The 12,624-nt window shown below is 69.6% G+C and carries 10 protein-coding genes; 5 read left to right on the forward strand and 5 right to left on the reverse strand.

Features of this window, described 5'->3' with window-relative positions:
• Positions 1–24: 24 nt before the first annotated feature.
• The 3 genes from OOT46_RS10240 to OOT46_RS10250 all read right to left on the reverse strand — a co-directional run bounded on the left by OOT46_RS10240 (position 25) and on the right by OOT46_RS10250 (position 3,887).
• On the reverse strand, positions 25–762 hold the full coding sequence (locus OOT46_RS10240; RefSeq protein WP_265403501.1) for an NMCC_0638 family (lipo)protein: 738 nt from the start codon (positions 760–762) through the stop codon (positions 25–27).
• A gap of 108 nt (positions 763–870) precedes the next feature.
• A complete protein-coding gene (gene alaS / locus OOT46_RS10245) occupies positions 871–3,510 on the reverse strand; it encodes an alanine--tRNA ligase (protein WP_265403502.1) in 2,640 nt (879 codons plus the stop codon).
• A gap of 161 nt (positions 3,511–3,671) precedes the next feature.
• Entirely contained in the window at positions 3,672–3,887 is a 216-nt protein-coding gene (locus OOT46_RS10250) for a FitA-like ribbon-helix-helix domain-containing protein (RefSeq protein WP_265403503.1), read from the reverse strand.
• Between the two features lie 181 nt (positions 3,888–4,068).
• Between OOT46_RS10250 and OOT46_RS10255 the strand changes: the two genes are divergently transcribed.
• Together OOT46_RS10255 and OOT46_RS10260 are read left to right on the forward strand one after the other, a co-directional pair.
• Complete coding sequence (locus OOT46_RS10255) at positions 4,069–5,547, forward strand: NAD-dependent succinate-semialdehyde dehydrogenase (protein ID WP_322114249.1); 1,479 nt, start codon at positions 4,069–4,071, stop codon at positions 5,545–5,547.
• A gap of 112 nt (positions 5,548–5,659) precedes the next feature.
• Positions 5,660–6,751 carry an AAA family ATPase gene (locus OOT46_RS10260; protein WP_265403505.1) on the forward strand — a complete coding sequence of 364 codons (1,092 nt, stop codon included), beginning with the start codon at positions 5,660–5,662 and terminating at the stop codon, positions 6,749–6,751.
• A 54-nt stretch (positions 6,752–6,805) separates the two neighbouring features.
• Here the strand turns inward: OOT46_RS10260 and atpE are convergent, their stop codons facing one another.
• The gene (gene atpE / locus OOT46_RS10265; RefSeq protein WP_265403506.1) at positions 6,806–7,048 is read right to left on the reverse strand and encodes a F0F1 ATP synthase subunit C; all 243 of its coding nucleotides are present in this window, start codon (positions 7,046–7,048) and stop codon (positions 6,806–6,808) included.
• A 116-nt stretch (positions 7,049–7,164) separates the two neighbouring features.
• Here atpE and OOT46_RS10270 point away from each other — a divergent pair, with 116 nt between their 5' ends.
• Positions 7,165–7,965: a hypothetical protein gene (locus OOT46_RS10270; protein ID WP_265403507.1), complete on the forward strand. Its 801-nt coding sequence runs from the start codon at positions 7,165–7,167 to the stop codon at positions 7,963–7,965.
• 36 nt (positions 7,966–8,001) lie between these two features.
• On the opposite strand, the gene OOT46_RS10275 is transcribed toward OOT46_RS10270, so the two are convergent.
• On the reverse strand, positions 8,002–9,591 hold the full coding sequence (locus OOT46_RS10275) for a phospholipase D-like domain-containing protein (protein WP_265403508.1): 1,590 nt from the start codon (positions 9,589–9,591) through the stop codon (positions 8,002–8,004).
• A gap of 243 nt (positions 9,592–9,834) precedes the next feature.
• On the opposite strand from OOT46_RS10275, the gene OOT46_RS10280 reads away from it, so the two are divergent.
• Positions 9,835–10,716, forward strand: coding sequence for a cupin-like domain-containing protein (locus OOT46_RS10280; RefSeq protein ID WP_265403509.1), 882 nt, complete (start codon positions 9,835–9,837; stop codon positions 10,714–10,716).
• Between the two features lie 265 nt (positions 10,717–10,981).
• Complete coding sequence (locus OOT46_RS10290) at positions 10,982–12,439, forward strand: glycosyl hydrolase family 18 protein (protein WP_322114247.1); 1,458 nt, start codon at positions 10,982–10,984, stop codon at positions 12,437–12,439.
• Positions 12,440–12,624: the final 185 nt, after the last annotated feature.

Here is a 12,624-nt window from a genome sequence, read left to right on the forward strand (position 1 = left end):
ATCTGCCCGCCTTCGTGAACGATGTCAGCGCGGCGCCATGCCGTCGGGCTCCGAGGCCGGCGCCGCCGGCACGCGCGCCAGGTGGAAGGCCTGCACGCCGGGATGCTCGTCGAGCGTGGTGACGGCATTGAGGCCGAGGTCCTGGCTGCCGCCGGCGCGCCGGTAGCGCAGCTGCAACTGGCGGCGCCAGGCGCCGCCGCGGTCGATGTTGCGCTCCACGCCCTTCTGGACCTTGGCGCCCTTGCTGCTGAGCTCGCCCATCGCACGCTGGAATTCCTGGTGTGTCGCCGGGCCCGCCACGCCTTCGGCCCAGACCGTGCAGCTGCCGTCGGTCAGCGCCACCAGGTAGAGCTTGTAGCCGGCCTCGGGCATCGCGAAAACCGAGCCGGAACGACCGTCCAGCAGCGTGTGGGCCTCGGGCGCCATCGCGTCGCGCGGCTCGAAGCCGGCCGACAGCGCCCAGTCGGTGGCGCCGGTCATCTCGCCCTCGGTCAGGACACAGCCGTCGACGAAGGTGCGCGCGACTTTTTCGGCCGCCAGCAGCTGCGTGGCGCCGCCCGGAACCAGCGTCACGACGCCGGGTTCGAGCGGTACGCCCTCCACCCGGGCGGGCGCCACCGGCGAGGTTTCGGCCTGGGCCCCCGCCCAACCCGGGATGCCCGCCAGCACGCCGGCCACCAGCGCCGCCGGCCAGACCGAGCGCCACCCGCCGCGCGGGCCGGAAGGCCTCTGCGGTGCCCCGATGTTCGATGTCAAAGCCATGCTCCCTCTCCTTTCGGATGTCCCGGCCGCCTGGGGCGCACCGATGGAACAACGCCCGCCACGGCATGGCCGCTGCGGGCGTTTGCGGTCATTACACGACGCGGCGGCTCAGAGCCGTTCCGCCACCCAAGCCTGCACCGAGGCCAGCGCGGCCCCCAGGGCCGACGGGTCCGTACCCCCGGCCATCGCCAGGTCGGGCTTGCCGCCGCCCTTGCCGCCCACCTGCTGGGCCACGAAGTTGACCAGCTCGCCGGCCTTGACCTTGGCCGTGCTGTCGCTCGTCACGCCGGCCGCCAGCTGCACCTTGCCGCCGTCGACGGCGGCCAGCACGATGGCGGCGCTCTTGAGCTTGTCCTTCAGCTTGTCCATGGTCTCGCGCAGGGCACGGGCGTCGGCGCCTTCCAGCGTCGCGGCCAGCACCTTGAGGCCCTTGACCTCGACCGCCTTGCTCAGCAGCTCGTCGCCTTGCGAGGACGCCAGCTTGCCCTTGAGCGCGGCCACTTCCTTCTCGAGGCTGCGCAGCTGCTCCAGCACCAGCGAGATGCGCTGGGTCACTTCGGTGGGCGCCGACTTCAGCGCGCCGGCGGCCTGGTTGACGGTGGACTCGAGCGACTGCAGGTAGGCCAGCGCGTTGTCCCCGGTGACCGCCTCGACGCGGCGCACGCCGGCCGCGACACCGCTCTCGGCGACGATCTTGAACAGGCCGATGTCACCGGTGCGCGCGACGTGGGTGCCGCCGCACAGCTCGCGGCTGCTGCCGATGTCCAGCACGCGCACCTGCTCGCCGTACTTCTCGCCGAACAACATCATCGCGCCCAGCTTCTGGGCCTCGTCGATGGGCATCACGCGTGCCTCGGTGGAATGGTTGGCGAGGATCTCGGCGTTGACCAGGGCTTCGACCTTGCGGATCTGCTCGTCGGTCATCGGCGCGTTGTGCGCGAAGTCGAAGCGGGTGCGCTCGGCATTGACCAGGGAGCCCTTCTGCTGCACGTGGCTGCCCAGCACTTCGCGCAGCGCCTTGTGCATCAGGTGGGTGGCGCTGTGGTTGCGCACCGTGCGGGCGCGCTGCTCGGCATCGACGCGGGCGTTGAGCACGTCGCCCACCTTGACGCCGCCCTCGACCACACGGCCGTGGTGGCCGTAGACATCGGCCTGGATCTTCAGCGTGTCCTCGACGATAAAGCGGCTGGTGTTGCTGCGCAGTTCACCACGGTCGCCGACCTGGCCGCCCGACTCGGCGTAAAACGGGGTGTGATCGAGCACGACCACGGCATCGTCGCCGGCCGCGGCCGAGTCAACCGGGGTGCCGTCGACATAAACGGCCGTGACCGTCGCGGTCTCGTGCAGCAGGGCCTCGTAGCCGTGGAAGGTGGTCGCCGTGCCGCTGTACTGCAGGCCTTGCGCGGCCTTGAACTTGCCGGCTGCCTGGGCCTTTTCGCGCTGGCGTTTCATCGCTGCATCGAAGCCCGCGCCGTCCACCGTCACACCGCGCTCGCGGCAGACGTCGGCGGTCAGGTCGAGCGGGAAGCCGTAGGTGTCGTGCAGCTTGAAGGCGGTCTCGCCGTCCAGCTCGGTCTTGCCGTCCTTCGCGAGCGACGCCAGCGCCGATTCCAGGATCTCCATGCCGTTGGCAATCGTCTGGAAAAAGCGCTCTTCTTCCTGCTTCAGCACCTCGGTCACGCGGGCCTCGTTCTGGCGCAGCTCGGGGTAGGCCTCGCCCATCTCCTTGACCAGGGCCGGCACCAGCTTGTGGAAGAAGGGGGTGCGTGCGCCCAGCTTGTAGCCGTGGCGGATGGCGCGGCGCGTGATGCGGCGCAGCACATAGCCGCGGCCCTCGTTGCCGGGGATGACGCCGTCGGTCACCGTGAAGGCGCAGGCGCGGATGTGGTCGGCGATGACCTTCAGCGAGGGGCTGTCGGCCTCGTAGCCGGCCGCGCCGGCGGCGTCGACCGCCTGCTTCGCCGCCGCCAGCAGGTTCACGAACAGGTCGATCTCGTAGTTCGCATGCACGCCCTGCAGCACCGCGGTGACCCGCTCCAGGCCCATGCCGGTGTCGACGCTGGGTTTGGGCAGCTTGTGCATCACGCCCGCTTCGTCGCGGTTGAACTGCATGAACACGTTGTTCCAGATCTCGATGTAGCGGTCACCGTCCTCCTCGGGAGAGCCCGGGGGGCCGCCCGCGATCTCGGGGCCGTGGTCGTAGAAGATCTCGGTGCAGGGACCGCAGGGGCCGGTGTCGCCCATCATCCAGAAGTTGTCGGACTGGTAGCGGCCGCCCTTGTTGTCGCCGATGCGCACGATGCGCTCGGCGGGCACGCCCACTTGCCGGTGCCAGATGTCGTAGGCCTCGTCGTCCTCGGCATAGACCGTCACCCACAGCTTCTCGGGCGGCAGGTTGAAGTGCTGGGTCAGCAGTTCCCAGGCGTAGTGGATCGCATCCTTCTTGAAGTAGTCGCCGAAGCTGAAGTTGCCCAGCATCTCGAAGAAGGTGTGGTGCCGCGCGGTGTAGCCGACGTTCTCGAGGTCGTTGTGCTTGCCGCCGGCGCGGATGCACTTCTGCGCGGTGGTCGCACGCGTGTAGGGCCGCTTGTCGAAGCCGAGGAAAACGTCCTTGAACTGGTTCATCCCGGCATTGGTGAACAGCAAGGTCGGGTCGTCGCCGGGCACCACCGGGCTCGAGGCCACGATCTGGTGGCCCTTCGATTCGAAGAACTTCAGGAACTTGGAGCGGATCTCGGCGGCTTTCATCCGGGGTCTTTCTGGCTGGCGCCGGCAGTGCCGTCGGGACTCCCGTCGGCGCTGCATGGCGCATAAATGCTTGATCTGGCGAAGCTTTCGATTATAGGCAGGGGGGCTGCTGCGCAGGCTGTAGCCGCGGGCGGCAGAAGCCTGCCCCCCTGCAAGCTTCGTCACGCCCCATGGGCCCCTCTCTCGAAATCCTCGTCGCGTCCCACGTCCGGCATCGCGAGAAGGAGCTCGATGAAACTACGCCTGGCGGGATGCGCCAGTGCTGCCGACAGGATGGACCGGTGCTCGGCCTCCACGCTCCGCCCACTGGCAGCAGCACGCTTCCTGAGCGATTCGACCAGCGCGTCATCCAGCCCGCAAACCAGCAGATCGGCCATCCGTCGCACCTCCGTGACCTCCGTCGAAGCCATCCTAGCAAACGAGGCCTGCCGAAGCCCTCCCGGCATCCCCGTCGACTGGGGCGCAAGTCTGCAGCGCACACGCCTCCGTCATATGATCCTCCGAACCCCTCCAAGGACGCGCCGCGCGCCCAGCCCCTCCATGCACGAACCGCACACCATGGACATGAAAGCCTCCCCCCTCGCCGCCCTCAAGGACCCCAGCCTGCTCAAGACCGACGCGCTGATCGACGGCGCATGGATCGGGGGCGGGACCCGTTTCGAGGTGCACGACCCGGCCACCGGCCAGAAGCTCGCCGAGGTCGCCAAGCTCGGCCCCGCCGAGGCCCGGCAAGCGGTCGCGGCGGCCGACGCGGCCTGGGGTGCCTGGCGGGCCACCACCGCCAAGGCGCGCGCGGCGGTGCTGATGAAATGGTTCCAGCTGCTGCAGCAGCACGCCGACGACCTGGCCCGCATCATGACCGCCGAACAGGGCAAGCCGTATGCGGAGGCGCGCGGCGAGGTGGTCTATGCCGCCAGCTTCGTCGAGTGGTTCGCCGAGGAGGCCAAGCGCGTCTATGGCGAAACCATCCCTACCACCGACCCGAACAAGCGCTACCTGGTTTTCAAGCAGCCCATTGGCGTCTGCGCCGCCATCACGCCCTGGAACTTCCCCATCGCGATGATCACGCGCAAGGTGGCGCCGGCGCTGGCGGCCGGCTGCCCGGTGGTGATCAAGCCGGCCGAGCAGACCCCGCTGTCGGCGCTGGCGACGGCCGAGCTGGCCCTGCGCGCCGGCATGCCGCCCGGAGTGCTGAACGTGCTCACCGCGGACGCCGACGCGTCGATCGAGATCGGCAAGGTGCTGTGCGAGAGCGACACGGTGCGCCACCTGTCCTTCACCGGCTCCACCGAGGTCGGCCGCATCCTGATGCGGCAATGCGCGCCCACCATCAAGAAACTCTCGCTGGAGCTGGGCGGCAACGCGCCCTTCATCGTCTTCGACGACGCCGACCTCGACAGCGCGGTCGAGGGCGCGATGCAGAGCAAGTACCGCAACGCCGGCCAGACCTGCGTGTGCGCCAACCGCATCTATGCCCAGGACGGCATCTACGACACCTTTGTCGAGAAGCTGGCGGCCAAGGCGGCCGCCCTCAAGGTCGGCAACGGCTTCGAGAACGGCATCGCCCAGGGGCCGCTGATCGACGACAAGGCCGTCGCCAAGGTCGAGCAGCACGTGGCCGACGCGGTCGGCAAGGGCGCGCGGGTGCTGACCGGCGGGCAGCGCCTCCAGGGCCGCTTCTTCCAGCCGACCGTGCTGGCCGACGTCACCTCGGACATGCTGTGCGCCCGCGAGGAGACCTTCGGCCCGGTGGCGCCGGTGTTCCGCTTCAAGACCGAGCAGGAGGCGATCGAGCTCGCCAATGCGACCGAGTACGGCCTCGCCAGCTATTTCTACAGCCGCGACGTGGGCCGCATCTTCCGCGTCGGCGAAGCGCTCGAATACGGCATGGTGGGCGTCAACACCGGGCTCATCGCGGTGGCCGAGGTGCCCTTCGGCGGCGTCAAGCAGTCCGGCCTGGGCCGCGAAGGCTCGCGGCACGGCATGGAGGACTATGTCGAGATGAAGTACCTCTGCCTCGGAGACCTCAACAAGTAGGCAAGGCCACGACAAGATCCCGGAGGGCGCTTTCGCACCACTTCGAACCACTCCAGTTCGAATCGAACCAAGATGGTACGATTCAGTTCGATTCCCGGCAGCGAAGCGCCCGATGGACAACCGCCACTTTCCCCGCACTGCTCTCGCCCAGCGCTACCTGGACCGGCTGCTGAGTCTGCCGGACCGTGCGTTGTCCATCTTCGGGCCACGCCAGATTGGCAAGACCACCTTGCTCAGCTACGACCTGGCCGAACTCGCGCGCCGCCATGGGCTGACACCGATCTATGTCGACTTCATGGCGTCCGAAGATCCGCTGCTGGTCCTGCTCGGGCGACTGGAAGACCGGCTCCTCGACATGAACAGCCGTCCCGGCCGCACCGCCGTCACCCGCGTCTCGGCCGCGGGTTTCGGTCTCGGACTGGCGCCGCCGCCCCCGTCCGCCCGCAGCGCCGATGCCGGCGTGCAGATGCAGCACTGCATGGCGGCGATGAAACGGCTGGAACCGGGCACCCGGCTGCTCCTGATGCTGGACGAGGCCCAGGAGCTGGTGCGCAAGAAGGACGGCGAGCGAGCCATGAAAGCGATTCGGGCGCTTTTCAACACCTACCGCCCCGACATCCTGCTGCTGATCACCGGCTCCTCGCGCGAAGGCCTGCTGCGCCTGTTCGGCGAGCATCACCGGGCCAGCTTCGGACTGGCTGACCACGAGGATTTCCAGGTGATGGGTCGCGAGTTCGTCGACTTTGTCGTCGAACCGGTCAACCGCCAGCTGCGCGAGCCGCTCGACCCGGCCGTGCTCGGCGAAGCCTTCGCCCTGCTGGGCCACCGCCCGGCCGACTTTGTCGCCTACGTGGCCGAGTTGGTGATGCACCCCACGCGGGACATCGTCGGCCAGGTGCCGGCCTTCCTGGCCCGGCGTTACCCGGTGGAAGCGGTACGCGAGCGCTTCGAGCGGCTCACCCCGCTGCAGCAGGTCCTGCTCCAGCTCATCGCCGGCGGCGCCACCCGGCTGACCTCGATGGCAACCGTGGACGCGGTGGCCGAGCGGCTGGGCACCCGCGTCAGCGACGCCGGCATCCGCAAGGCGCTGGCGAGCCTGCCCTCCGACACCCTGGCCAAGCCCTCGCGCGGCGTCTACGAGATCGTCGACCCGCAGTTGCAGGCCTGGTTGCGCGAGCAGATAGCGCTGGGCCGCGACGCTTGACCCGGCGCGGCGCCGTGCACACGCTACGGCGGCCGGGCGAGCCGCGTCGGGTCATCACCCCTTGAAGGGATTGCCCACCGCGAACCACATGCCGATCCCGGTGGCGATGATGAAGGCGCCGTCGGTCAAGCCGGCTGCGAGGAAAAACTTGGTCTGCAGCTGATCCATCAGCTCGGGCTGGCGCGCCGAGGATTCCAGCAGCTTCATCGCCGACATCGCGACGCCGATGCACGAGCCGAGCGCGGCCATGCCGATCAGCAGGCAGACGGCGAGGGGAAGAAGGTCGATGCTGCTCATGGAGGGCTCCTGTGTCACGGCGTTCTTGCCGCAGGAGCATCGTCGCTGCGGCCGCGGCGTCGGTCCATGACGTCCCAGGTCATGGCCGGTGCGCCGGGCCCCGGCATACTGGACGCATGTCCCTGCTGCACCAGGCGCTGAGCGCCGGCCAAGGTCCCGCCCCGTCCGCCACGGCGTTGCGGCGCACCGCGCTGATTGCCGGTGCCGCCGGCAGCCTCGGCTCCAGCGTGCTGGAGCAAGCGCTGGGCGGCGGCGCTTTTGCCCGCGTGGTGGCGCTCACCGTGGCGCCGGTCGCGCCCGCTCTGCGCGGCTTCGAGTCGCTGCCGCTGGAGCGGCTGCGGGCCGGCCCCTCCGGCCCGCTCGCCGATACGGCCTTCATCGTCTTCGACCGCGAGCGCCATGCCAACGGCCGCGACGCCGCCTTCCTGCGTCCCGAACCGCAACAGCTGCTGCCCCTGGCGCAGGCGCTGCACGCGGCCGGTGTGCGGCACCTGATCGTGGTGCTGCCGCATGCCCCGGCCCTGCTGCCCCAGGCCTTGCGGCAAGGCCTGGCCTCGCTCGACGAGCAGGCCGTCGCGGCGCTGGGCTTCGAGCACGCGGTGTTCGTGCGTTCGGCGCAGGCCGGTGCGCCGCCGCGCGGCAGCAGCGGGCTGCAGGGCCTGGCCCACTGGATGCTGCGCCAGTTGCACCTGATGCTGCCACGCCAGGACCAGCCGGTGCGCGGGGCGCGGGTGGCCGACTTCGTGGTGCGGCTCGCGCGCGGCCTGCCCGGATCGCCGCCGGGCACCCGCGTGGTCGCGCCCGAGGTGGTGTGGCAGGCCTCGCAACACCGCGACAGCGAAGCCGTCGCACAGGCGTGGTTGCAGGGCCAGCCGCTGCCTCCGCTGCCGGCGGGTCTGCCGAAGCAGCGCTACTGAGCTGCGGGCGCGCGGCCGCCCCCGGACCACCGTGCCCTACAGCAACTCCTCCGGCGCGAAGGGAGTCAGCAGCAGCAGCGTCAGCCGCAGCCAGGCGCTCGCCTCGGGCTCGCCGAAGTGCACCTCCCGGTCCTCCGGCGCGTCCTTGGTCCATTGCAGCGCCTGCTCGGGCGTGAGGCCCAGCCGGTAACTGCTGTGCAAGGTCACGTCCTCGTAGAGCCGCACCAGCTGCTCGGCCAGCGCCGGCGCGCGCAGCACCATGCCTATCTCGCTGTTCAGGCGCGCCGAGCGCGGGTCCATGTTCATCGAACCGACCAGCACGGTGCGCCGGTCGATCACCATGGCTTTGACATGCAGGCTGGCCCGCGAGGACCCGAAGGGGCCCAGCCGGGTGCGCGCCAGCTTCAACTTGGGCTGCAGCTCGTGCAGCTCGACGCCCGCCTCCAGCAAGGGCTTGCGGTAGCGCGCATAGCCGATGTGCACCACGGGGGCATCGGTCGCCGCCAGCGAGTTGGTCAGCACCCGCACCCGCACGCCGCGCTCGCGCAGCGCCCGTGTCAGGGCCAGCCCACGCGGGCCGGGCACGTAGTAGGGCGAGATCACCAGCACCTCCCGCTGCGCGCCAGCCATCAGCGCGACGACGTCGTCGGCGATGGTCTCCTCCAGCTCCGGGTTGCCCTCGCTGACGATCTTGGCCGGCTGGTCGGCCAGCACCGTGGCCGGCACCCAGGCCAGCTTCAGCCGCCCCTGGCGCAACTCGTCCGCCAGCAGGCTGTTGCGGCGCGGCGAGACGGCGTCGGCGCCGCCCATCAGCGGCGGCGAGTCCGGGGGGGCCGGCGCCTTGGCGTCGGCCAGCGTTTCCACGGGATAGGCCAGTGCGCTGTTCCAGAAAGCGTCGAAGGCCGCCGAGAGCTGGCGCACCACCGGGCCGGCGGCCACCACGTCGAGGTCGAGGAAGTTGCTGGTGGGACTGCGCACGAAATACGGGTCGCCGAGGTTGCGCCCGCCTGTCACGGCCAGTGTGTTGTCGGCGACGAACATCTTGCTGTGCATGCGGTGGTTGATGCGCCCGATGTCCGTCAACGCGCCGGCGATGCGGGTGACCATCGAGAGCCGCCCCGACGGGAAGGGGTTGAACAGCCGCACCTCGATGTTGGGGTGGCGCGAGAACTCCAGCAGGTTGTGGTCCTCGCCGGCGGTGTGCACGTCGTCGAGCAGGAAACGCACGCGCACGCCGCGGTCGGCCGCCGCCTGCACGCGCTGCAGGATGGCCCGCGTCGAGGGGTCGTTGTGGATCAGGTAGTACTGCAGGTCCAGCGTCTTGTCGGCATGGTCGGCCAGATCGATCAGGGCCCCCAGCGCGTCCTCGCCGGCGACCAGCAGCCGGAAGCCCGACAGCCGCGGATGCGGCGAACTCGCCGCCACCACCCGACCCACCCTCGTGTCCCCCACCTCGGCCAGCGCCCGGGTCGCCGGCGGGTCGCCGCGCGGCGGCAGCCCTGCGCACCCGGAAAGCAGTAGCAGGCAGAGGATCACGGCCCAGGCAGCCGGCCCCGCCACACGGCGCCAGCGCCGCGTCCCCGTCGACAGCATCACGGCCGCGCGGGCCGCCACCAAGGTCTGCATGCCTGCGGTTGTAGCCGAAGTGGCGCGAATGCGCTCGCCGCTCCTCGCGGCAGACGGCTGCAGAAACCGTCGCCGACCGGCGGTTTCCGTGAACTGCCTCACGGCCGCTACCACACTCCCCTCAAGCCAGGGGGAAGCGGTGTGTGTGAAACCGTTACTTTCGCATCGAGAATGCCGCGGCAGCAGTGCCCGCAGGCCCGCCCTGCCCGCTGCGACGACGATCACGACGATGGAGACAACAAGATGTTCAATTGCTTCAGCGGCGCGATCGACGCCGGCTTGCTGGACCGCCGGCCCTTCAGTTTCCAGCACCAGCTGCTCGGGCACCCTGCACTGAGCTTGGACAACCTGGCCCGGGTGCTGCCGGCGCTGCCCCCCGACCAGGTGATGTATTCACAAGGGCTGCGTGACCTGTCGGTGAATTTCGACCGGGCCCACATCGACCACCGCAACGACCTGGGCCTGGAAGAAACGATCGAGACCCTGCGGACCTGCGACTCCTACATCGCGGTGCGCAACCCCGAGGTGCACGCATCCTTCCGCCCGCTGTTCAAGGAACTGCTGGCCGACGTCGAGGCCCTGATGCGCCAGCGCGGCAGCGGCGTCAAGGCGACCGAGCCCATGCTGTGGCTCTTCATCGCTTCGCCGAACGCCGTCACGCCCTTCCACTTCGACCGCTATTCCAACGTCCTGATGCAATTCCGCGGCAGCAAGGAAGTGGCAGTGTTCGAACCCTGGAACGACGAAGTCATCCGCCCCGATGAATACGAGGTTTATGTCGCCCACGCCGAACGCCGCATGGAGTGGCGCCCGGAAGCCGACCGCCACGCGCACAAGTTCGATTTCCGGCCGGGTGATGCGCTGCACATCCCCTTCGTCGGCGGCCACTACGTGAAAAACGGGCCCGAGGACGTCTCGATCTCGCTGTCCTTCTTTTTCCACAGCCGCGACACCCTGCAGCTGACCCGTGCCCTGAAGGTCAACCACGTGCTGCGCCGCCGGCTCGCGGGCCTCGGCCTGCAGCCCTCGCCGGTGGGCCGGTCGCCGCTGCGCGACGCGCTGAAGGCCAGGCTGCTCTACCCGATGGTGCGGACCGCGGCGGCCGTCGGGCGGCGGCGCGGCTGACCCGCCGCCGGCCGGCGCGCTCGACGCAGCCTCCGGCATCTTTTCCCCCCAGATCGCAAGGGACGGACGCGCCAGGCACCGGCGTGGGTCCGCTTGCACCGGGTACGGCCGGTTACCTCACATGGTATTCAATTGGTATTCATGTGGATGTATTCTGGTATGCCGAAGACCGGGCGCGCGGCCCTGGGCCGCGCCGACCCGCCAGCCTTCCCGGCGGCAGGCGCCGCGCCTGCCGCTGCCATCCGCACCCGATCTGGAGACAACCATGTCCGTGCCCTCCTCTGCTTCCCTGCTCAGAGCCAGGACCTTGTTCGCGCTGACCGCGGCGCTGGCCGGCGCCGGCCTGCCGCTGCTCAGCACCCCGGCCGGCGCGCAGACCACCGCCGCCTGCCATGCTGCGTGGAACTCCGGCACCGCCTACACCGGCGGCGCCACCGTCAGCCACGCGGGCATCAACTACAAGGCCAACTGGTGGACCCAGGGCCAGAATCCGTCCACCCACAACGGCCCCGCCGGCAGCGGCCAGCCCTGGACCCAACTCGGCAACTGCGGCACCCCGGCGCCCGGGCCTGCACCGGGGCCGGCTCCCGGACCCGCACCGACCCCCGCCCCCACGCCGGCCCCGACCCCGGCACCGGCACCCAACCCCGGGAGCCGCATGTATATCGGCTACTCGAGCACCTGGAACACCAGCATCTACGACCTGACACCGGCCAACATCCCCAACTACTTCACCCACGTCAACCTGGCCTTCGCGCGGCCCGACACGAACTACACCCGCGGCAGCTATGCCTTCGACCAGTCGGTCGCCGGCTTCGAGTTCACCGAGGGCGCAGCCACCCCGGCCGGCCAGCGCCGCTTCACCGAGAAACAGGCCCAGGACCTGCGCAACAACATCGCGGCGCTCAAGGCGCGCGGCACCCAGGTCTGGGTCTCGCTCGGCGGCTGGGCCTACAGCCAGGGCAGCGAGTGGTCCCGATTCAACGCCCGCAACGTCGTCGACCTGGCGCTGGACCTCGGCGCCTCGGGCATCGACGTCGACTGGGAAAGCAGCGGCTCCAGTTGCAACAAGGCCGAGGCCGCCTCCTTCAGCTGCAACACCGATGCGCAGATCGTCGGCATCATCGACACCCTGCACAGCGAGATCCAGTCACGCGGCGCCAGGCTGGGCATCTCGGTGGCCGGCTGGTCGACCGGCGCCTACTACGTGAAGGGCACGCCCTTCGAGGAAGGCAAGGTGCAGTGGGGTTCACCCTTCGGCGGCGTGATGTACACGGTGGTCAAGACCCGCGGCAGCAAGCTCAGCCACGTCAATCTCATGTCCTATGACGGCGGCGACTACTACGACCCGCGCGAGGGCTACGAGTCCTACCGGGCGATCTACAACGGCCCCATCAACATGGGCATGCAGATCGCGCCCGAGGGCGCCGGCGGCGCGGTGTTGAAGATCCCCGCCAACGGCGTCGCCTACGACGCCGACATGTTGACGGGCCAGAACAACATCGCGACGCCCTACTACAACGTCGAGACGCTGGTGAACTACGTCAAGAACAAGGGGCGCCCGGGCGACGGCTTCATGCTGTGGCAGATCTGGAAGCAGCGTGTGCACCAGCCGGCCCCGGCCGGCGCGGCCACCGAGAACTCGGCCGGCCAGTACGTCTGCCAGCACCTGCCGCTCAAGGGCGACTGCTCGCAGAGCATCCCGACGCTGCCCAAACATTGATGCGCCAGGCCGCCTGATGGCGGTCCCCATCGACGACGGCCCCGGCCAGCCACTGGCCGGGGCCATCTTCTTGGTCATCCGGCAAAAACCTCCAGCTCCATCCTCGGCTGCGCGAAGCACTTTGTGCCGGCCGCGCCCAGCGGCTGCACGTCGACATCAACATCCACGTTGTGCCGTGAATTGCC

The sequence above is a fragment of the Aquabacterium sp. A7-Y genome (assembly GCF_026153205.1).
GTDB lineage: Bacteria > Pseudomonadota > Gammaproteobacteria > Burkholderiales > Burkholderiaceae_C > Caldimonas.

Coding starts and splice junctions, on each gene's coding strand:
- OOT46_RS10240 (WP_265403501.1), bottom strand. CDS start 762: ATGGCTTTGACATCGAACATCGGGGCACCGCAGAGGCCTTCCGGCCCG.
- alaS (WP_265403502.1), bottom strand. CDS start 3,510: ATGAAAGCCGCCGAGATCCGCTCCAAGTTCCTGAAGTTCTTCGAATCG.
- OOT46_RS10250 (WP_265403503.1), bottom strand. CDS start 3,887: ATGGCCGATCTGCTGGTTTGCGGGCTGGATGACGCGCTGGTCGAATCG.
- OOT46_RS10255 (WP_322114249.1), top strand. CDS start 4,069: ATGGACATGAAAGCCTCCCCCCTCGCCGCCCTCAAGGACCCCAGCCTG.
- OOT46_RS10260 (WP_265403505.1), top strand. CDS start 5,660: ATGGACAACCGCCACTTTCCCCGCACTGCTCTCGCCCAGCGCTACCTG.
- atpE (WP_265403506.1), bottom strand. CDS start 7,048: ATGAGCAGCATCGACCTTCTTCCCCTCGCCGTCTGCCTGCTGATCGGC.
- OOT46_RS10270 (WP_265403507.1), top strand. CDS start 7,165: ATGTCCCTGCTGCACCAGGCGCTGAGCGCCGGCCAAGGTCCCGCCCCG.
- OOT46_RS10275 (WP_265403508.1), bottom strand. CDS start 9,591: ATGCAGACCTTGGTGGCGGCCCGCGCGGCCGTGATGCTGTCGACGGGG.
- OOT46_RS10280 (WP_265403509.1), top strand. CDS start 9,835: ATGTTCAATTGCTTCAGCGGCGCGATCGACGCCGGCTTGCTGGACCGC.
- OOT46_RS10290 (WP_322114247.1), top strand. CDS start 10,982: ATGTCCGTGCCCTCCTCTGCTTCCCTGCTCAGAGCCAGGACCTTGTTC.